Here is a 20,719-nt window from a genome sequence, read left to right on the forward strand (position 1 = left end):
CGGAAGGAACGCCCACGCCGGCGCCTTCAGCCGCAGCATCTCGCGTTCGGCCTCGTCCTGTTCGGCCCCGGCCCACAACTCCCACTCCAGCCCGTCCACGCGCGACATCGGCGGCAGGTCGTCGTACAGATCCTCCTCGCCCAGGAACCGCGGACCGCTCGCACCATCAGGATCGCCGGGGTAGAGGTCGTCGGCTCCGACCGGTGCGCCGGCGGCTTCGATCGCGGCGGTCTCCGCGGCGAGTTCGGCGGTCATCCGGGCGGCCAGCTCGGGCGTGAGCCACGAAGGCCACTGCTCCTGCACAGCGCCGATGGTTGGCCACGGAGCGGATGCGGCACCGGCGGGTTGGTGCCCGTCGGTGTGCTGGTTGACCCACGCCACTGTCATGCGTCTATATTAGAACAAATGTTCGAACACGACAAATCGCAAAGCCGCACGCTGTGGACCCACGCCGTGGACCCGCTGGATGCCGCACCAGCCGAGTAGAAGTTGCCATCAGCAACCTCTACTTCGGGTCGACCGACACCGGTGACCGGTTCCCCCCACGGCAGTGGGCTGTCCAGCACTCCTGACTGATGCGTCGGCGCGGTAGGACGTGCGGGGACAGTCCGCTCAGTGGCGTAGCGGTTCGGTTGACAGAAGAACCGCCCGGGTCGGCGCGCGCTGTCATGGCGTCACCACGTCTAGGCCGCACGCCAGTAGCCGAGGGATTTCACGCGGTGCTTGGGGACGGCGAGGTCTTTGAGGACGTACGACGTGAGTTCGCGGGTGGTCGTGGTGTCGCACGCGATCCACACGTAGGTGTCCGGGGCAACCAAGTCGTGCAGATCCGCCTTCACCTGCTCGAGCATTTTCGGCCGCGGTACCGTCCGGAGGTCGTGGTGGTCCTCGATGCGGAACGGCAGTTCGCCGTCGGCGTCGTGCGTGGTCTCGAACCAGATCGTGGCCGGCAGCTTCGGGGCGACGGCGAGCAGCGAGTTGATCGCGGGCAGCGACGCCGGGTCACCGACCACCAGCATCCGCGGCGGCAGCGGATCCGGCATCTCGAACCCGGTCCCCTGCACCGTCGCCTCGATCGTGTCGCCGGGCTCGGCATTGCGGGACCAGTCGCTCGCACAGCCGTCGTGGAGCGCGAACTCCAGGCTGAACGTGCCGGCCGCGACGTCCGGATCGACCAGCGTGTACGCGCGCTGGTGTGGCTTGCCGGCGTTATCGAACCAGAGCCGCACCCACATCGTCGGATGCACGCCGAGCGTCGCCAGCAGACCGCCGTCGGTGAAGCGCACCCGGCGGTAGCGCTCGGTGACCTGTTCGGCACCGGTCACGGTGAAGGTGAAGTCCTTCCCGCGGAACAGCTTGAGCACCACGCCTTCCCAGCCGTGCCCCACTGCACACCTCCAGCGACAATTGCTCTTGCGACTCGGATTGCTGCTTTGTAAGTTAGCGCAGCCTAACCTAACCGAAGTGGGGATGTTTGTGAACGCGAGGGTGTTCCGGGACACGTACGGCGTACCGCACCTGCAGGCCGGGGATCCGCTCGCGTTGGTGTACCTGCAAGGCGTGAACGCCGCCCGGGACCGGGCGTGGCAGATCGAGCTGGAGCGCCGGCGGTACCTCGGGACGAGCGCGGCGTTCCTCGGCGCGGAGGCCGTCGGGTGGGACGTGTTCGCGCGGCAGGCGCGGTTGGCGGACACCGCGCAGCGGTGTTTCGAGTCGCTCGACGACGAGACGCGCGAGTGGGTCACGGCGTACGTCGAGGGGGTGAACCACGCGCTGCCGGGTGGAGCGATGCGCGCGCCGGAGTTCGCCGAGACCGGGCTGACGCTGCAGGAGTGGGAGCCGTGGACGCCGCTGGGGATCTGGCTCGCGGTGCACATCCTGTTCGCCGGCTTCCCTTCGAAGTTGTGGCGGACGCATGTTGCCGAGCACCTCGGGGATGCGTCGCTGGAGCTGTTCTCGTCGGAGGGCCCGCATGGGGCGGGGAGCAACGGGTGGTTGATCCCCGGATCGCACACCGCCAGTGGTCAGGCGATCGTCGCGGGCGATCCGCATCGGTACATCGAGAGCCCCGGTGTGTACCAGCAGATCCGGCTGACGTGCCCTGAGTACGACGTACTCGGGCTTGCTGTTCCCGGTATCCCCGGGCTCGCGCACTTCGGGCACACGGGCAGCGTTGCCTGGGCCATCACCAACGCCATGGCCGACTACCAGGACCTGTACGCCGAACAACTCCGGCGGACCGAGTCGGGTGTCGAGGCGCTGGGTCCGGACGGCTGGCAGCCCGCGTCGGCGCACACCGAGGTGGTCGAGGTCGCCGACGCACCCGCCCTCGAGATCGAGGTGATCGAGACCGACCGGGGCCCGATCATTCAGGACGGCATCAGCCTTCGTTATCCGCCACGAGTCACCGGTCGGCTCGGGTTTCAGGTGATGGCTCGGTTGCTTCGGGCAACCAGCGTCGGCGACGTCGATGCGGCGTTCGACGAGTGGGTCGAGCCGGTCAACGTCGTACTGGCGGCCGATACCTCCGGTGGGCTGTTGCATCGGACGGCTGGGGTGGTGCCACAGCGTCGACACGAGAACCGGTTGCGGGTCGTACCGGCGTGGGAGGCCGGCTACGAATGGGACGGCTGGCATGACATGCCACGCGCGGAGGTGGACGGCCCGGCTGTGATGGCCAACGCGCGGGGACTGGCGACGCCGCTGGGGGTCGAGTTCGCCGCGCCGCACCGCGTCGACCGCATCCGCGAACTGGTGGAAGCACGCCGAGACTGGACGCTCGACGACATGCCGACCATCCACCGGGACACGTACGTCGGCTCGGCCGGCTCCGTCCTGGACCTGCTGACCGGCCTCGAAGACCTCTCCTCACCAGCAGTTGCCCTCCGCACCGAACTGCTCGCGTGGGACCGCCACATGGACGCCACGAGTACGACGGCTTCGTCGTACGCCGCGATCCGCAAAGCGCTCGTCTCCCGCCTCACCGACCACTTCACGATGCTCGAGAACGCCGACGTCGCCGAGATCTTCACCCCGTGGATGGATCCGCTCACCCACGTCTCCTACGCGCTCGAGAACCTCCTCGCCACCGACCTGATCCCGCACGTCAACGTCGAATGGCTGGCCCGCGAGGCCTTGGAGGAGGTCGCCGCCAACAGCCCGCGCCCGCCGTGGGGCGAGACGCACCAGCTCACACCGCTGCACGCGTTGCGCGGACCGGTGTTCGCGCCGGGCGAGGAGCCGTACGACCTCAGCTTGTCCGGAGACCACCACTGCGTGATGTCGACGTCGAGCCTGCCCGGGCTCACCGACGTCTGCATCCGCGCGTCCGCCGCCCGCTACGCGTGGGACGTCGCGGACCGCTCGGCCAGCCGGTGGGTGGTGCCGCTCGGCGCGTCCGGCGTACTCGGAGATCCGCATCACCACGACCAGTTGCCGTCGTGGTTGCGCGGTTCGCTCGTACCCGCGGACGGTGCGGTGGTGCGGGAGGATCGCACGTACTCGGTCGCTGTCGACGGGTTCGGGACCGTGCGGATCGAGGAGGCGGATCCGGCGCGCGACCTCGACCTGATCCACGCGTGGGTGACGGCGGAGCGGGCCGCGTTCTGGGGCATGGGCGCGTTGTCGCGGGAGGAGATCGCGGCGACGTACGAGTTCCTGGATTCGGTGCCGACGCATCACGTGTACGTCGTACGGCTGGACGACGTACCTGTTGCGCTGCTGCAGACGTACGACCCACAGGCGGATCCGGCGGGTGCGGCGTACGACGTGGCGGCCGGGGACCTCGGGGTGCATCTACTGATCGCGCCGGGGCCGGCCCGTGCCGGATTCACGGGGCACCTGATCGGCGCGCTCGGGCAGTTCGCGTTCGGCCACCTCGGGCATCCACGGATCGTCGTCGAACCCGACGTACGCAACACCCGGGCGATCGAGCGCTTCCGGCGCAGCGGCTTCGTCCTCGGGCCCGAGGCCAAGATCGTGCAGGCCGACGGCAGCACAAAAACAGCCCAATTCGCGTTCCTCACGCCTCAGCTGGGCGATTGAGATCTGCGGGCCACGGCGTCGCGGAGTTCGGTGGTGAGGGGATTCTGGGCGAGGCCCGGGTAGCGGGCGGTCAGGTCGTCCAGGACGGCCGGGACAAAACGGCGTACGGCGTCGGACAGTTCGGGCATGGTGGTGGTCAGGACGCTGTCGGTGAAGGTCGCGCTGATCCGAACCAGCTCGCGGCTGCGCTCGAAGCGCAACTCGTCGGCGGACTCGGTGAAACTGTAGGTGGCGACGGCGCCCGGATCGGTCAGCCGATCGACGATCGCGATCAACTCACCGGCGATGTGCAGCAGCGGGACCCAGTCGAACCGCGTCCTGATCTCGGCCTCGGACGTCGTGATACCGACGTCACCGGGGAACCCGGACCAGAGCAGGTCGGAACCGGGCGCGCCGGCAACCTCGTGGTGCTGCTCCCAGCCGGGAAGTACGGCCGGGTCGGTCAAGGTGTAGCTGAACTCGATCATCATCACCGATCCACCGGAAACATGGTGCGGACGTTACCAGCGGGATCGACCCAGACCCGGACCTTGCCGGTGCCGCTCGCGCCGATCACCACCCCGGGACCGAAGTCGTACTCATGGGCGTTGTTGGCACCGGAGTCGCTCTCGACCGGGACCGGCGCCCGGGACACCACCTCGCGGGCGAGCGCTTCGAGGGTGCTGATGTCGAAGTCCTCGTGGAATTTCGTGCCGGCGGACGGAGTCCCGTGGCCGTGCCTGGGGAGAATGTGGATCGCCACCGTCTCCTCGCTCAGCCGCACCGGTCCCGGGTACGGCGACAACCCCTCGTCCGGCGCGGAACGGTTGCGGTTGACAACGTCTCCGACGATCGGGTCGAGGTCCGCCCGGCGGGCCGGATCGGACAGCCTGAGTTCCTCGATCAGTTCCCGCATCTTCGCCTGGTACCGCTGCCGCCGGACCGGGTCCGGCCCCTCGTAGTGCTCAGTCGTCTGGAGCTCCTGATCCAGATAGATCAGCTCACCCATCCGCCCTTGCTCGTGCGGTGTGAACGTCGCCTCGCCCGCCGGACTCGACAGCTCCCGGATCTCGTGCACGATCGCCCGGAGTACGTCGTCGGCCTTGATCCGGTCGGAGATCCGGACCACGGCAGGTTCGGAGCCTCCGGTCCGGTGGTACTCCGCGGGATGTCCGTCGGCCACCGTACCGACGGTGAACTCGATCAGCATCCGCTCGCCGGTGCGGGTCGTGACCTCGACCGTCGTTCCGTCGCCGATCGGTTCGACGGCAGCCACCGCGGCGTATCTCGCAAGACCGGCGTCGCGCAGCGCACGGACCACCTCCCGGATCAGGACGCCGTGATCCTGAACAGGGCCGTCAGCAACGAATTCTCCCCGCTGGGCGGCGTTTCCGGACGGCGGGCGGACATGATGATTGCCTAGGGCATCGATCATGTCCGGCAGGCTGAGATTCCGGTAGATCTTCGTCGCCGCGGTACCGGCATCCGTCACCGACACCGTCAGCACCAGCGCGAGTCGACCGTCGGTCCCCGGGAGGGCCCGCAGTACGACATCGAGCTCCTCGCCTGCGGCGAGCAACTGGCGGAGCTGCTGCTCCAGCGCGATGAACGCAGACTCCGGAACCTGGACGCCCGGCGGAATCAGCGCCCGCACCTGATGGCGCGCGAACGCCCACTCCAGCGCCAACGGCGGCAACCGGACCGGCGCCCCGTCTGGCATGGGCAAGGGCTGCGGCGCATGCACTTCCCGGAGCTCGAGCACCACCTCGTCCGGCTGCCCCGGACGGCCGAAGCTCCAGGTCGCCCGATTCCGCGAGTCGTTCGCCGACACCACCCCCGACATCGGGCCGTCCGCCGCATTCACCACCGCCGGCGCCACATACGGCGGCGGATTCAACGCCCGCACAATCTCCGGCACGGCCGCGGTCCCGGCCGCGTCGGCATCCTGGCTCGGCGGTCCCGGAGCGGTCGTGGGCGCCGGGACGGTCGTGGACGGCCGGCCGCCAGGTGGGGTGGGTAGCGGGTCCGGTGGATTCGGATCCGCGGTTGCCGGGCCGGCGTCGGGCGGTGTCTCCGGACTGATCGCGGGCCTCGGGAACCTGCCGAGGACCTTCGCCTTGTCCTGTAACTTCTCGAACGCGCGGATCCGCTCGGCGAGCTCTTCCAGCAGGTACCGATGCGATTCCTCGGTTCCCACGCCCGTCGTCGCGTGGTCGGCATGCGCATCGACCGCGTTGGCGGCCTCGTTGATCGCTTCCAAGGCCGCCAACCGCTCCGCCGGCAGCGGCTTGCCCGCCGGTTCACCGAGCATCCGGCCGAGCGCCCGCCGTACACCGGCACGCACCTGGTCCATCGGCCCGCCCGTCACCCGCTGCCCCCGCGCGGGAGACACCTGACGCAGATCGGGGAATGCCTTGGTCGACCCGTCCTCGGCCACGATCGACTCGTAGAGGCGGATCGCGAGCGCGAGTCGTCCCCGCGCGTCCGCAGCCTCCGCACTACCGGGATCGGCGGCGTCCGCCCAGTCCACGGCCGCAGCCAGACGATCGATTCGCTCCAGCTCCGCAACCCGTTGCCGCCGCACGTCGAGGTCGTACGCCGACTCGCCCGGCCGGGCCGTCTGGTTGTCGAGGTAGGCGCGTTCGACCGCGGCGCGTACCCGATCGGTGTAGCCGGCGTCGGTCGGCGACACACTCACCGGCATCTGGCCGAGCAGCTCGCGCAGCTGATGGATCTGATCCATCAATTGCGCGATGAGGTACTTCGCGATCCCGGCCTGCTCGGCCAGCTCCGCCTGATCGACACCGTACTTGCCGATGGCCTTCGCGTTGGCGTCCTTCCGCATCAGCTCGGCCTTGCGAAACAGCAGCCGCGCGATCGGTCCGCCGGTGAACGCACCGACCGCGCCGGCGATCGCTGTCGCCACAGTCAGCGGACTCAGACCGAGAACCACATGCAGGCCATAGATGCCACCCGCCACCCCGAGCGCCGCCATCCCCGCCTGGAAGACGAAAACGCCGTACTTCATCAAGCGGCTCGGCCGTTCGCTGTGGTCGAGTTCCGGCGGCGTCGGCACCGTACCGCGACCGGCCGCCCGATCCGTCAGGTCGGGTGCGGCACGGTGGGCACCCGCCTGCCGGGCGAGCTGCTGGAGCGCCTGGTCCAGCTGCTGCAGCGGTTCGGCGAGTACGTGGATGAGCGCCTTGCCGCGAACCGCTTCGCGCCGCGCGTGGTCCCAGACCTTCTGCGCGGCGGTGGCGGCCTCTTCCAGGTCGGTGAAGACCTTGTCGCCGACCGCACCCAGGAGACCGCCGAGAATCGCCGGACCGAACGCGGCAACGATGCCTTCCGCGACCGAGTCGAAGTGCCTGGACAGGTCTGTGGGATCGAGGTCTGTCCCGGCCGGCTTCACGTTCGCGGCGCGCGCGGTGGCTGCAGCGTCGTTGTCGACGAGCTGTACGGCGCCATGGACCACGACTGACGGCGGAGTCGGCGATTTGCTGTCCGTGGTGGAAGTAGCCGGGACCGTGCCGTCGGTCGGCTCGCCGATGATCGCGGCTCGCAACGCGGCGAGTCGCTGCTGTTGCTCGTCGAGCGCGCGGATGAGCTGGTTGCGCACCGAGTTCGGATCGGCGGCCTCCTTCCGCATGCTGTCCTTGACCCGCTCCCGCCGGTAGTCGCGTTTCCGCGCGTCGCTGATTTGTTCCGTGACCGCCCTCGCGGCCGCCGTGCCCGCGACCACGGCGACGGCTGGAAGCGCCGAGAATCCGAGGAGGGCCAGCACCCCGCCGACACCGCCTGCGGCGATGAACGGGACCGTCTGCCGTACGAGGTACCGCCATCGCTCGGTTGACCGCGGGACGTTCGCGGCCGGATCCAGCGGTGCCGGCGGCGTACCGTCGAGTCTCCCCTCGAGCCCCGGGTTCTCGCGTTCCAGCTCCGCCCGGTCGGCGGCGTACGCCGGTTTCGCGCTCGCGCTCTTGTGCGCGTCGAGCCACCGTTCGGCCAGGGCGCCGACCAGTCCGTAGACGATGCCCGGAGCGGCCAGTGCGATTCCGGCCGCCGGGCTGCCCGTCATGCCGTACGCCGTTGCTCCGGTCAACAATCCGGACCAGACCGAGGTCCGGACGGCCTTGGCGACGTACGCCTTGGTCGACGGCCGGTTGTCCTTCGGCGAACGGCGGTCCTGGAACCGTTCCGCCAGCGCTTGGTCATCCGGCCGGACCAGCGTCGACAGCAGCTCGGTGTTCGGCTGGTCCTTGCCGAGGCCCATGGACGCGATCAGCTGAGCCAGCGCACGGCGGATCCGGAGCCGACGACCCCATCGCGTGCGACCTGCTTGTTCGTGTTCGAAACGGAGCATGTGAGCTTCGGCGAGGGCTCCGTGATCCTCGGCCTTCAGCCGCGGATCGTTGCGTGCATCGCCGGCCGGGTTGAGGATTTCGCTCTCTTCGGTGCCCGCGAGTTGGGCGGGCGACGGGTTCAACGTCGCGGACGCGGTCTCGGCGAGGATTCGCGCGAGCACGCCGCGTACCTCGTCCAGAGCAAGCCGGTCGGACAGCGTCACCTCGGCGGTCCGCGACGCACCCGGTACGGCGACGTACTGCGCGACTGTGCCTGCCGGGAGTACTCCGACGCGCTTGATCAGGATGAACGTGTCACCGGCGACGGTCGTGACCTCGCACCGACCGTTGCCCAGATCAACAACCTCGAGAATGCCTGCCGCCGCCAGCACGACCGGATCAAGCATCGCCTTCCCGGACTCGGCACTGACCACCAGGAACCCGGGCACGAACCCCTCCGCGCGGCGGCGTGGCTGCGGTCCACGGCCCTCGTCGTCGGATTCGCCGACGGGGCCTTGCGCCGGTGGCGGTGGCGGGTTGTCCGTCGGGCCCTTGGGCCCGGTCTGTCCATCCGGCGCTGCGGTCGCGGGTGGAGTCGCAGGGGTCAGGCCGCCTCGATCAGCACCGTCCCGTTGTGGATCGCCGCCGCGTGCGCCCGATCGATCAGCAGCGTCTCCCGGCCGGCGGAAGAGTGCGTCTCCACGCCCAGTACCCGGATCGGCTCCCCCGTGCTCTCGACCCGCAGCATCGTCCCGCCCCGGATCACTCCGGTCAGCAGCTCGCCCACCGCGAGAATCCCGGTCCGGCTCGGGAGATCGAACGTCGTCTCGACCTTGAACCTGATCGCGGTCATGTGCTCGCATCCTTTCCAGTGCGGGAGCCTCACTCGCATAAGCCTCCGTCTCGAGGTCCGCGCGGTTGTCCGTCCCCACATCGATCCCCGCGCGGTACTGGTCGACATGGGTCTTCTCGTGTGCCAGTGTCGCCACCAGTGTCTCCCGGGTGGCGAAGCTTGCCGGGCCGAGCCGAATCTGGTTGGGCAGGTCCATCGGCGCGTAGGCCACCGCGCCTTGGTAGTCCAGGTACCGGATCTCGTCCGCGTCCGAGACGATGACGACCTCGACGCCGCTGAGGTCCACACCACCGGCAGCAGCCGCCTCAGCAACCGCCTCCTGCGTCATCGGCACCTCCCCACCGTTCTCGAAGACGTCCTGATTGCTCCGCTCAGCCCCCCGCGAGAACAGGTGCACGTGCTCCCCCTGCGAATGCCCGTCATGTCCCGCAGCCCCGTGCGCCGCCTGGCGGTGATTCGGCGTACGCGGCGCTGTGGAGGTGCTGGTGTGCGTCGGTACCACCGGCGCAGCACCCTCAGGCTGAACCGGGGCAGCGTCTGACGCGACAACCGCTGCCGCTGCGGGTGCCGCTTGCACGGCACCACCTCCGCCCGGGTCGCGGCCGTTCGGAGCCAGGCTGTTCGGAGCGAGTCCGTTCGGGGCGGTGGCTTCGGATTCCGTGGTTGCGTCTTCGGTCTCTTCGTTCCTCGTGGAGCGGGTGGCGTCGATGGACTGGTTCGACACCGGCCCGTGCGCGTTGGCTCCGGCGGGGCCCGAACTCGCCTGCGCAGCCGCCGCCCCCTGTCCCTGCCCCTGGGCCGCACCCTGCGTCGCACCTTGAGCCGGACTCTGGCCCGTGCCTTGGGCCGGGGCTTGGGTTGTGGCTTGGGCCGGGCCCTGCGTCGTGGCTTGGGTTGGGGCTGTTTGGGTGGGTGCCTGGGTTTGTGGTGGGGTGGTGACTTGTTGGGTGGCGGGGGCCTGGGGTGAGGTTGTGGGGGCGGTAGTTGGCTGCGGTGTTGTGATGTGGGCTGCGTGGGTGGGTGGGGTGTCCAGCAACGGGGCGGCGGCTGGGGTTGTGGCTGTGGTGGTGGCACTGTGGCTGGCTGCGACTGTTGCCAAGGGGACGCGTGCGGGGATTGTCTGGGTCTCGCTGGACTGGTCTGTGTGGTTGGTGTCGGCGGTTCGGTGCGTGGTTGCCTGGTGTTCGGTGCCGGCGTTGGCGATCTGATGAGCCGCTTGGTGCGCGGCCGAGGTCGACGCGGCGTGACTCGTGCCCGCCGCCGCAGCTGGGCGGCCCGCCGTGCCGTCTGCGGTCTGATGCGCCCCGGCCGGGTGCCCCGCCGTACCGTCTGCAGACTGCGACGCGCCGGCCTCGGCCAGACCGCCTGGTGGATTGTCCGGTGGATCGATCGGTGGCGTCCCCGTGTCCTGCACCACCGCGGGATTCGAACCGTTGTGGGACGGAAAGAGGTGGTTGCCCAGCGTGCCTCCGATGTGTTCCGCCGAGACGCGGCCGCTGGCGAGCAGCCCGGAACCGGCGAACTGCTCCTTGATCGCCTTGCCGTAGTCGGCCGCGGTCAGCTGATCGAACCTGCCGTCGGCGATGCCCTGCGCGGCTGTCGACGAGATGGGGGATGTCAGTCCGTTGACGACGAACGCCTGAGTGTTGTTCTCGACGAATTCCCCGATGCCGTCACCATGCCGCGGTAGTCGCCGCGCGGCCGCCCCGAGAGGTTTGGAAGCCAGCCATCCGACCGGCGCGAACGGCAAGGCCAGCACCGCACCGCCCGCACCCGCGCCGGCAGCCACCTGGAACTGCTTCAGGTCGTACCCCTGCCGGTACCCGCGAGCAATGTCCAGCGTCTCGGCAATGCCTTCGGCCAAGACTTCGTCCAACGGCTCCTTGACCGCGGCTCCGAACACGAACGACGTCGGTACCCGGACCGCCGCCGACATGGCGCGGTACGCCGTGGCAAGCGTCCGGATCAAGGATGCGATCCGCGCCACGACACCGCCCGCGATGGCGGCCCCGGCCAGGGCCCCGATCCCCGGAAGAGCGATGCCGGCGACGAACGCAAGCCCGTTCAGGGCTAGTTCGGCGTAGATCTGGTCCTTGATCTGCGCGATGTTCTTCGCGTACTCGTGCGACATCCCCGCCATGTCGCGCATCATCTGGATCAGTACGTCGTACCCGTCGGTGGCGCCGACGCCGTTCACGAGCTTGCCGACATTCGCGTGGTAGAGCACGCCCCTCGCGTCCGGCCAGGCACTCGGCAGTTCGCCGAGCGCGGTGTTCGCCCGGTCCCGGGCCGCGGTCAGGTCGTTGGCGGCCAGGCCCCAGTTGTCGCCGATCCGCCGGGCGGCGTCCTCGTTGACCCAGACCGGGAAGAAGTCGTCAAAGTTCTCGCGGATGTATCTCCACAGCTCCGACGAGGTCGGTTCGGGTATCACAGCAGGGTACGCATGTAGGCCGGCTGCTGCTGGTTGCTGAGTTCCAGGTAGCGGGCGACGCTTTCGTTGCCCGCATTGCCGGCGTCCTGCAGCCCGGGCATCACCTGCTCGGCCCAGGGCAGCACGGCTTCGGCATACTTGTTGTAGGCACCGCGGAACTCCCGGCTGACCTCGTCGAATCCGACGTTGACGGCCTGCTCGTCACCCTGGATCGCGGTCCGCCGGCCCGGCCAGGTCTGCCCGAAGGAGGCGCCGGCCTGATAGATCTGCTGTGCGGCCCGGAAGGTCTGGTCCGGATACATCGCGATGTCGGCCGTTCCGGGTGAGTTCACCGGAGCCGGTGCGGGTTCGCTCATCGCCGGTTCCTCCCTTGCAGGCGGTCGAGTTCGGCCAGGAACGGCCCGAACGCCGGGTCGTCTCGATCCGGCCAGTCGACGGGCAGTTGTTCGGCGAAAGCACGCACCGCCCGCTGCTCGGCGTCTCGATGGGCGTTGTTGACCGCGGCAACGATCTCCTCGGCCAGTTCGCCGGCGCCGAGATCGCGGTACACCCGCGGATCCAGGAACAGCTTGGTCAGCTCGCCACGGGCGGTGACGGTCACCTCGATCAAGCCGTCGGCGGCTTCCGCGGTCCCGGTGCCTGCATCGAACAGTTGCTGGGCCTTGCGGGTCTGGCGTTCGATCCTCTCCAGATCGTCCAGCCAGCCGCCACCGATGGTCTGCTTGCTGTCCATCACGCCTCCTGTCACTGGACGGCCGCCTTCACGGTGACCGACAAACCAGCTGCGCCGGACGACATGGCCGCTTCAGGCCATCAGGGGCGGTACGCCGATGGCCGGCCGGAGCATGCTTGAGTGACCACCACCGTGTTCCCCAGTCGATCGAGCGGCCGGCCCAGCGTGCTGACCGCCGGAATGCTCGCCGGCGGTTTCCTTCTGCCCGCGCTGATGCCGAACGCGGCGGCGGCCGCGCCACCCCGTGGCGCGTGCTCGAATCCGGAGCCGGGCCGCGGCGTCATCCGGTTGTTGCCGTGGGCTCAGGACACCCTGATGCCGCAGCGCGCCTGGCCCCACAGCACCGGGTCCGGAGTGACCGTTGCGGTAGTGGACTCCGGTGTGGACGCGGACCACCCGCAATTGCGTCGCCCTGGCAAGGTGCTGCGCGGGCGCGACTTCTTCCTGGTCGGCAAGCTGCCCGGAAACTACGACTGCATCTCGCACGGCACCGGCGTGGCCAGCATCATCGCCGCGGACGCCGCGGACGGCATCGGGTTCCGCGGGGTCGCGCCGGGCGCCCGGATCCTCCCGGTGCGGATCACCGACCGCGAATCCGGCGACTCCGGTGCGACGAAATACATCGATCCGAACATCCTTGCCAAGGGCATCGTGTACGCCGTCGACCAGGGCGCGAAGGTGATCAACCTGTCGCTGGCCGGTCCGGACGACGACGCACCCGTCCGGAAGGCCATTGCGTACGCGGTCCGCAAGGACGTGGTCGTCGTCGCGGCGGTCGGCAACAACCAGCAGACCGGTTCCGGCGTACTGCCGTCGTACCCCGCCTCGTATTCCGGCGTCCTGGGCGTCGGCGCCGTCGATCCGTCCGGCGCCCGTACGAGCGGTTCCCAGATCGGCCCGTACGTCGACCTTGTGGCGCCGGGTGACGGCGTTCTTGCCGCGACGCGGCGGAGCGGACATGTCTACGGGTCCGGGACCAGCTTCGCCGCACCGTTTGTCACAGCGACGGCCGCACTCGTGCGGTCCGCGTGGCCGAAACTCACCGCACCACAGGTGATCCAGCGGTTGCAGGCAACCGCGACTCCCGCGCGCGGCGGACGAGCCAGCCAGGAGTACGGCGCCGGCCTGGTCGATCCGTACCGGGCGGTGACCGAGGGCATGATCGCCACGCCGGCGAAGGCGATCCCCACGATGCAGAAGCCGCCACCTGACCAGCAGCAACTCGCGGTCCTCGCCTGGTGGCGGTCCGTCGGCGCACATGCCCGCAGGCTGACGTTGATCTCAGCCGGGGCAGCGGCGTTGGTCGCCATGACAGGCTCGATCCTGCTGGCCGGCCGGCGTCGTCGCTGGGCGGCCGCCCGCACCCGGATCACACCACGCAAGACCGCGTCTTCCACAGATGAACTACCTCCGGAGTACTTGTTCACCAAAGCCCGCCAATAGCAGAAACAGGCCCCGGCCACCTCAAGGTGGCCGGGGCCCGCTGTACAGGGACTACAGAATGCTGACGATCCCCTGAACCTGGTTGGAGCAGGAGACGCCGAGCTCGGTCACGGTGTCCAGACCGGTACCGCGGTTGCAGTGGCCTTCACCCTCGGTGACGGCATCGTTGGTCATGCCAAGCATCTGACCGTGGAGCGCATAGAACTCCGGGCTCGTCCAGTTCGCGCCGGCCGTGTTGATGGAGGACAGGTGATCGGATGCGGTCACCTGCTGGACCTGGCCGATGTTCTTGTACGCGCTCGCGGACTCGAACATCGGACCGAAGTTCTGGAACAGAAAGTCGCCTTGCATGTGGTTTCCCTTCTCGATCCGGCCGCCGACAACGCCGGCCGGTGGTTGCGGATCAGACGTTCAGGTGCCCCATCATCACGTGCGTGCTGTCGGTGATGCTGCCGTTGATGAGGTTGGACGAGGTATGCAGCCCGTCGCCCTCGTTGCGTCCGCGCTCGATGATCGCGGCGCGGATCCGATCGGAGGCGTTGACGACGCCCTGCTCGTTGACGTTCGCCGCCGTGCACTGGAACGACGTACCGAGGTTCTCGGTCTCCGACATCAGGCGTGCCACGTGGGCCTGATGCTGGTCGGCGGTCGCGTGCGCGTCGACTCCGAGTCTGGCGACGTCACCGGCGAAGACATGGATGAATGGATTGGCCATTGGTCGTGTCCTTTCTCAGCTGGGTGTGACCGCCTTTCACGGTAGGAACCCGCGGTCCGCCACCGGAGTCGACGGCACGTTCCTGCCAGCCCGGCAGCGGCTCGGCCGCCGCGCGTGATGATCGGTGCGCGATCCCGGCGAGGAGATGAGGTACGGCATGGCAACGATGGTGGTACGTCGGCCGGAACGGCGGCCGGCACCGGAACTGCCGGGTGGGGAGCTGTTGCTCGCGGCACCGCCCGAGGTACCGGAGCCCGGCGGCCGGCAGTGGATGCAGGCAATGATGGTCGTACCAATGGTCGCGATGATGGGCGCGATGATGCTGATGTTCTCCGGCAGCATCGCGGGCAGCCTGAAGTACGTCGTCTTCGGCCTGTTCGGGCTCGCTATGATCGGGATGGTCCTGGTCGGGCTGCTCGGCCGCTCCGGTGGCGGGAAGACCGAGATGGGCCACGCCCGCCGTACCTACCTGCGCCAGCTCGCGCAGCAGCGGACGCGGCTGAATCGCTCTGTCGACCGGCAGCGGACCGCCTTGTGCTACCTGCATCCGGAGCCTGACAGTCTGTGCACACTGGCCGGAAGCTATCGACTCTGGGAGCGCCGGCGTGACGACGGCGACTTCGGCGTCGCCCGGATCGGCGTCGGGCCGCAAGGTCCCGCGGTCACCGTCGTACCGCCGGAGACGCAGCCGCTCGAACGCCTGGAACCTCTCTCCGCGCTGGCGTTGCGGCGCTTCGTGTCGACGTACGCGACGATCCCCGGCCTGCCGCTCGCGATGGCCGTCACCGGCTTCGGGCGGATCTACCTGCCTGGCGATCGGGACCGCTCGACGGCAGTGGTCCGGGCAATGCTCGCCCAACTGGTGACCCTGCAGGCACCGGACAACCTGCGGGTGGCGGTCTGCACAGGCGAGGAGAGCCGGGCCGAGTGGGACTGGGTGAAGTGGCTGCCGCACGGGCTGCACCCGGAACGATCGGACGCCCTCGGGCCGCTGCGGCTGATGTCCGGCTCGATCACCGCGATCGAAGCGATGCTGGACGATGTCCTCGCGAACCGGCCCCGCTTCGACGCCCAGAACGAGACACGGGTACCGGGACCGCATCTGGTCGTCGTCATCGACGGCGGCCAGACGCACGGCTCGGACCATCTGCTCGCCGGCCCCGGCTTGGAGGGTGTGACCGTCATCGATCTCGGGACGGTACCGCCCCGAGCGACCGACAGCGGCACGATCGTCCTGTCTGTCGACGCCGACGGCACGCTGATCAGCGAGACCATGGAAGGCGAGACCCGGCTCGGTGTGGCCGACGGGCTGGACCTGGTCAGCGCCGAAGGCCTGGCCCGCCAGCTCGCGCCGCTGCGGTTGACCGCAGCCACGCTCGGCGAGCAGCCGCTGACCGCGGACCTCGGACTGGCCGAGCTGCTCGACCTTGGCGACCCGTACGACTTCGACCCGGCTGACACCTGGCTGCAGCGGCCGAACCGCGAACGGCTCCGGGTGAAGTTCGGGATCCGCGCCGACGGCCGGCCGATCGAGCTCGACCTGAAGGAGTCGGCGCAGGAAGGCATGGGGCCGCACGGTCTGTTGATCGGCGCCACCGGTTCAGGTAAGAGCGAGCTGCTGCGCACCCTCGTGCTCGCGCTCGCGATCACGCATCCGCCGCGGTCGCTGAACTTCGCGCTGATCGACTTCAAGGGCGGCGCGACGTTCACGCGGCTCGACAAGCTGCCGCACACCAGCGCGGTGATCACCAACCTGGCCGAGGAAGTTCACCTCGTCGACCGGATGACCGACGCGATCAACGGCGAGCTGCTCCGCCGTCAGGAACTATTGCGGGCCGCAGGCAACTTCTCGTCGTTGCGCGACTACGAGAAGGCCCGTGCCGCAGGTGCACCGTTGCCGGAGGTCCCGACGCTGTTCGTGATCTGCGACGAGTTCAGCGAGCTGCTGACCCTGCGACCGGACTTCATCGAGATCTTCGTCCAGATCGGCCGCGTCGGCCGGTCGCTCGGCGTACATCTGCTGCTGGCCAGCCAGCGTCTCGACGAGGGCCGGCTGCGTGGCCTGGAAGCACACCTGTCCTACCGGATCGGACTGCGCACGTTCTCCGACATGGACAGCCGGACCGTGCTCGGCGTCGGCGACGCGTTTCGATTGCCGAGGGCCCCCGGTCACGGCTTCCTCCGGATCGGCACCGAGGAGCTCGACCGGTTCCGTTCGGCGTACGTCTCGGGGGTGCACCGCCGCCCGACGGCGGACGCGCTGCCGGCCGCCCCGGACGACTCGCTCGTCCTGCACGACTACACCAGCACGTACGTCGCCTCGCAGGTCGAGGAGGAGGACGACGACGCGGATCCCGCCGTCGCATCCGACGATCCGTTCGACGACGCCGTCGGCGAGTCGCTGATGGACATCCTGGTCGACCGGCTCGCCGGTCATGGCACGACCGCACACCAGATCTGGCTGCCCCCGCTGGACGACTCCCCGTCGCTGGACGACGTACTCGGAACGCCCGCAGCCGACGCCGAGCGCGGGCTGCAGGCGGGTACGCCGGAGCAGCTGGGCAGCCTGACCACGATCGTCGGCATTGTTGACCGCCCGCTCGAGCAGCGCCGGGATCCGTTGCTGCTCGACCTGTCCGCGGGCGGTGGCCATATCGCGGTCGTGGGCGGCCCGCAGAGCGGCAAGAGCACCACGATCGCCTCGATCATCGCGGGCCTCGCGCTGACGCACACCCCTCGCGAGGTGCAGTTCTACTGCCTGGACTTCGGCGGTGGCGTACTCGGGGCGCTGCGCCGCCTCCCGCACATCGGCGGCGTCGCCGGTCGTCAGGACGTCAACGCCGTACGCCGGACCGTCGCGGAGGTGATGGGCATCATCGCGGACCGGGAACGACAGTTCGCTCAGGACGGGATCGACGCAATGGCGGCGTACCGGAAGCTCCGGCGCGACGGCGCGTACGCCGACGCGCCCTACGGTGACGTGTTCCTCGTGGTGGACGGCTGGCTGACCATCCGCAACGACTTCGACGACCTCGAGCCGGTGCTCGCCGACATCGCCACCCGCGGACTCGCGTACGGCGTACACCTGGTGATCGGTGCTGCCCGCTGGTTCGATCTGCGGACCAACATCCGGGACCTCTGCGGGACCAGGCTCGAGCTGCGGCTCGGCGACCCGACCGACTCGACGGTGGATCGCCGGGCTGCCGCCTTGGTGCCGGCGGATTCGCCTGGTCGCGGGCTCACGGCGGCCAAACACCACTTCCTGATGGCGCGGCCGCGGCTCGGCGCGGACGCGTCCGATCGCGCCGCCGGGCTGGCCGAGCTGGTCGAGCGGATCGAGACGGCGTGGTCGGCCGAGGCCGCACCGGCCGTCCGGCTGCTGCCGTCCAGCCTTCCGTTCGAGCAGCTTGCCGGCGAGAGCGATGCCGAACGCGGGCTCGCGATCGGACTGGCCGAAAGCGATCTGTCGCCGGTCCGGCTGAATCCGGAAGAGCACCCGTGCTTCATCGTGCTCGGCGACACAGGCACCGGAAAGAGCAGCTTCCTGCGGGCAGTGGCCCGGCGGGTGCAGGAGACCTACACGCCCGACCAGGCCAGATTGCTGGTGGTGGACCACCGGCGCAGCCTGCTCGGTGGTGTGGAGGGCGAGCATCTGGTCGGGTACGGCACGAGCCATCAGAGCACCGCACAGGTGATCTCCGACGCCTGCCACGCGCTCAACGCACGTCTGCCCGGCCCGGACGTGACACCCGACCAGTTGCGTGACCGCTCGTGGTGGCGCGGCCCCGACCTCTATGTCCTGATCGACGACTACGACCTTGTCGCCGCGGCCGAAGGCCATCCGTTGATGCCGCTGTTCCCGCTTGTCCCGCAAGCCGCCGACATCGGTCTGCGGGTCATCGTCACCCGCCGGATCGGCGGCGCCGGCCGGGGCTTCTACGAGCCGCTGCTGGCGCGGATCCGTGAGGTCGGCTCACCCGGCCTGATGATGTCCGGCGGCCGCGAGGAAGGCCCGCTGCTCGGCGGCCTGCGCCCGCAGCCGCTGCCACCCGGCCGCGGCTGGCTCGTCGCCCGCCAGGGCAGCAGCCAGCTGATCCAGCTCACCCACGCCCCGGTGGACAACTGAGCCCACCGGCATGCACCACCTGACGAGAAAGGACCAGACCCATGCCACCTCCTGACAACGCCCCCGGCCCGGCCGACATGTCGTACACGTCGCCGGATGTCTTCAAGAACTTCGCCGGCGATACCCGAGCCAACAACACGGCCTTCGACAACAGCACCGCCGACGCACGGAACCAGGCAACCGGCGCGTCCGGCCAGCTGAGCGGAAGCGAAGCACTGCTGCGGCAACTGGCCGAGGCCTCCGTACTCCGCAAGACCTTCATCGAGGAAACCTCCAACGGCCTGAAGGGTTACGCGTCCGCCGGTGACTCGATGTACAGCCTTCACACGCAGCACGCGTCCGTCACCACCGTGGTCATGCAGAAGCTGATGAAGCTCGAACCCGAAGGAGGCAAGTGATGCCCGGAACCCAACCGGAGGAAGCCGTCGGGAACGCCACCCAGGCGACGACGTTCGCCGAACTGATCGCGGCCGCGACCGCCCTGCAGGTGGCCGCGCAGTCCGAGGTGGACACCACGGCGAAGGTTCTGACCGAGGAAGGGCCGCGCTACAGTCAGACCGGTGCCGCGACCGCAACTCTCGGCCAGTCGTTCCGCACGGCTACCTCGACCCTCACGGACAACTGGCACAGTCGCCGCGAGTCGGCAATCTTCGAGACCGCCGTCGCGTCGACACAGCAGGCGCTGGGCAAGTCGGCCTTGTCCCTCACCGACGCCGGCCCTGGCGGCGGAGCCGAAGGCGCCGTCGAGTCGAGCTTCCTCAGCGCGACGCACGTGATGGCGGCCAACGTCCAGGTGGCGAAGGAGGGGGTCGACGCGGTCATCGCGGCGCAGAAAGCATTCATGCTCACCTACAGCCTGTCGAAAGGCATGGATCCGAATCCCGAGGCAACCGCGATTGCCAACGGCGAGGCCGCTGACATGGGCGCAGCCGCCGCTACGGCTGCTGAGGCGGAGGCAGTGAAGGAGGCACTGCACCTCGTGACCGACGTCGGAACGGTACTGACGGCCCAGAACGCCATGTACCAAAGGATCGGGCAACAGGCGATGACGGCCGCCCAAGGACTCACCTGGGTCGGGCCGAAGGGACAGGTCGGACCGCCAGGCCCGAGTCCGCAGCCCACCGGCACCGGACCGACGGGCGCGGATCCCGGGCAGAACGGTGGACAAGATCCTGAGGCGGGCGCTGATCCAGGAGCCGACCCAGGTGCCGGCGCGGATCCGGGGGCGGGTGCCGGTCCCGGAGCCGGAGCGGATCCGGGAGCCGGCGCTGATCCGGGGACCGTTCCCGGTGCCGGCGTTGGTCCGGGGACTGGGCCTGGAGGCCTGGGTGGCACCGGGCTGGCCGGGGACAAGGCGTTCCCGCCGATGACGTCGGCGCCGCCGCAGGTCGGTTTCGACACCGCGGCGAACAGTGGACAACCGGTCCCACGCGGTGCAGGCACCGGCGTCGGTGGTGGCGGCCTCGGAGGTGTCGGGTACTCCGGACTTGGCGGCGTCGGCGTTGGCGGGGTCGGGGGCGGGAAGACCGGCAGCGGCCTGGGCAAGGGAGGTTCCGCGAACCAGCAGATCGCGCAGGCCGCCAGGCCACAACCGGCGTCTCCGCCCGGGAACGGACAAGCCCCGGCAATGACTTCCGGTACAGGCGCCGCGGTCGCGACCGGATCCGGAACCGGCAGCGGCGGCATCCCGCCGATGATGCCGCCGATGGCCGGGGCCGGCGCCGGCGCCGGTACCCGATCGGGATCGAGTGCGGTCCGTCCGACCGGGCGCGAACGCAGGCGGGCGGCCGGTGGACCGACCCCCGGCGTACCGGAAGGGCTCCGAGGAAAGTCGGGCAAGGGCGAACTCGCCACCAAACCCGCCGTTCGCCGGGAGAGGGACCGCACCGGCACCCTGGAAGTCCTCGACGAAGACCTCTGGACCGTCGACGAGGTCACTGCACCACCCGCACCGGCCCGGGAACAACGGCTCGCGCACTGACCCCGCACCAACAGCAACGCCCCGGTCGAGATGACCGGGGCGTTGGCTTTGCGGAAGAGATGTTGCGCCAC

General features: G+C 69.4%; 13 protein-coding genes. 5 read left to right on the forward strand and 8 right to left on the reverse strand.

The window, feature by feature from the left end; translation table 11 throughout:
- Both E0H50_RS34665 and E0H50_RS34670 read right to left on the reverse strand, forming a co-directional pair.
- Positions 1-387: hypothetical protein (locus E0H50_RS34665; RefSeq protein WP_131295237.1), on the reverse strand; the 387-nt coding region annotated here is incomplete at its 3' end.
- A 296-nt stretch (positions 388-683) separates the two neighbouring features.
- Positions 684-1,388 (reverse strand): siderophore-interacting protein, encoded by a 705-nt coding sequence (locus E0H50_RS34670; protein WP_131295238.1) that lies wholly within the window; start codon positions 1,386-1,388, stop codon positions 684-686.
- 82 nt (positions 1,389-1,470) lie between these two features.
- On the opposite strand from E0H50_RS34670, the gene E0H50_RS34675 reads away from it, so the two are divergent.
- Positions 1,471-4,044 (forward strand): GNAT family N-acetyltransferase, encoded by a 2,574-nt coding sequence (locus E0H50_RS34675; protein WP_238151585.1) that lies wholly within the window; start codon positions 1,471-1,473, stop codon positions 4,042-4,044.
- Here the strand turns inward: E0H50_RS34675 and E0H50_RS34680 are convergent.
- The 4 genes from E0H50_RS34680 to E0H50_RS34695 are packed head-to-tail and all read right to left on the reverse strand — an operon-like array spanning position 4,029 to position 12,383.
- Positions 4,029-4,514, reverse strand: coding sequence for a hypothetical protein (locus E0H50_RS34680; protein WP_131295239.1), 486 nt, complete (start codon positions 4,512-4,514; stop codon positions 4,029-4,031). The genes E0H50_RS34675 and E0H50_RS34680 overlap by 16 nt on opposite strands.
- Complete coding sequence (locus E0H50_RS34685; RefSeq protein WP_131295240.1) at positions 4,514-11,650, reverse strand: WXG100-like domain-containing protein; 7,137 nt, start codon at positions 11,648-11,650, stop codon at positions 4,514-4,516. Before E0H50_RS34685 ends, E0H50_RS34680 begins: the two co-directional genes overlap by 1 nt.
- Entirely contained in the window at positions 11,647-12,006 is a 360-nt protein-coding gene (locus E0H50_RS34690) for a hypothetical protein (protein WP_131295241.1), read from the reverse strand. Before E0H50_RS34690 ends, E0H50_RS34685 begins: the two co-directional genes overlap by 4 nt.
- A complete protein-coding gene (locus E0H50_RS34695; RefSeq protein WP_131295242.1) occupies positions 12,003-12,383 on the reverse strand; it encodes a YbaB/EbfC family nucleoid-associated protein in 381 nt (126 codons plus the stop codon). Before E0H50_RS34695 ends, E0H50_RS34690 begins: the two co-directional genes overlap by 4 nt.
- A gap of 120 nt (positions 12,384-12,503) precedes the next feature.
- Between E0H50_RS34695 and mycP the strand changes: the two genes are divergently transcribed.
- On the forward strand, positions 12,504-13,826 hold the full coding sequence (gene mycP, locus E0H50_RS34700; protein WP_238151568.1) for a type VII secretion-associated serine protease mycosin: 1,323 nt from the start codon (positions 12,504-12,506) through the stop codon (positions 13,824-13,826).
- A 51-nt stretch (positions 13,827-13,877) separates the two neighbouring features.
- Here the strand turns inward: mycP and E0H50_RS34705 are convergent, their stop codons facing one another.
- Together E0H50_RS34705 and E0H50_RS34710 are read right to left on the reverse strand one after the other, a co-directional pair.
- On the reverse strand, positions 13,878-14,177 hold the full coding sequence (locus E0H50_RS34705) for a hypothetical protein (protein WP_131295243.1): 300 nt from the start codon (positions 14,175-14,177) through the stop codon (positions 13,878-13,880).
- A gap of 52 nt (positions 14,178-14,229) precedes the next feature.
- Positions 14,230-14,541 (reverse strand): hypothetical protein, encoded by a 312-nt coding sequence (locus E0H50_RS34710; RefSeq protein WP_131295244.1) that lies wholly within the window; start codon positions 14,539-14,541, stop codon positions 14,230-14,232.
- Positions 14,542-14,698: 157 nt separating this feature from the next.
- On the opposite strand from E0H50_RS34710, the gene eccCa reads away from it, so the two are divergent.
- From eccCa to E0H50_RS34725, 3 genes are read left to right on the forward strand one after another with little or no spacing between them, the layout of a single operon-like run.
- A complete protein-coding gene (gene eccCa / locus E0H50_RS34715) occupies positions 14,699-18,667 on the forward strand; it encodes a type VII secretion protein EccCa (protein WP_131295245.1) in 3,969 nt (1,322 codons plus the stop codon).
- Between the two features lie 41 nt (positions 18,668-18,708).
- Complete coding sequence (locus E0H50_RS34720; protein ID WP_131295246.1) at positions 18,709-19,065, forward strand: hypothetical protein; 357 nt, start codon at positions 18,709-18,711, stop codon at positions 19,063-19,065.
- Positions 19,065-20,648 carry a hypothetical protein gene (locus tag E0H50_RS34725; protein ID WP_131295247.1) on the forward strand — a complete coding sequence of 528 codons (1,584 nt, stop codon included), beginning with the start codon at positions 19,065-19,067 and terminating at the stop codon, positions 20,646-20,648. The genes E0H50_RS34720 and E0H50_RS34725 overlap by 1 nt, the downstream gene beginning before the upstream one ends.
- Positions 20,649-20,719 lie beyond the last annotated feature (71 nt).

This window comes from Kribbella sindirgiensis, assembly GCF_004331435.1.
Taxonomy (GTDB): domain Bacteria; phylum Actinomycetota; class Actinomycetes; order Propionibacteriales; family Kribbellaceae; genus Kribbella; species Kribbella sindirgiensis.

Bases quoted from the DNA above. Each gene is read 5' to 3' on its own strand.
- E0H50_RS34675 (WP_238151585.1), top strand. From the start codon at position 1,471: ATGTTTGTGAACGCGAGGGTGTTCCGGGACACGTACGGCGTACCGCAC.
- E0H50_RS34680 (WP_131295239.1), bottom strand. From the start codon at position 4,514: ATGATGATCGAGTTCAGCTACACCTTGACCGACCCGGCCGTACTTCCC.
- E0H50_RS34690 (WP_131295241.1), bottom strand. From the start codon at position 12,006: ATGAGCGAACCCGCACCGGCTCCGGTGAACTCACCCGGAACGGCCGAC.
- E0H50_RS34695 (WP_131295242.1), bottom strand. From the start codon at position 12,383: ATGGACAGCAAGCAGACCATCGGTGGCGGCTGGCTGGACGATCTGGAG.
- E0H50_RS34705 (WP_131295243.1), bottom strand. From the start codon at position 14,177: ATGCAAGGCGACTTTCTGTTCCAGAACTTCGGTCCGATGTTCGAGTCC.
- E0H50_RS34710 (WP_131295244.1), bottom strand. From the start codon at position 14,541: ATGGCCAATCCATTCATCCATGTCTTCGCCGGTGACGTCGCCAGACTC.
- eccCa (WP_131295245.1), top strand. From the start codon at position 14,699: ATGGCAACGATGGTGGTACGTCGGCCGGAACGGCGGCCGGCACCGGAA.
- E0H50_RS34720 (WP_131295246.1), top strand. From the start codon at position 18,709: ATGCCACCTCCTGACAACGCCCCCGGCCCGGCCGACATGTCGTACACG.
- E0H50_RS34725 (WP_131295247.1), top strand. From the start codon at position 19,065: ATGCCCGGAACCCAACCGGAGGAAGCCGTCGGGAACGCCACCCAGGCG.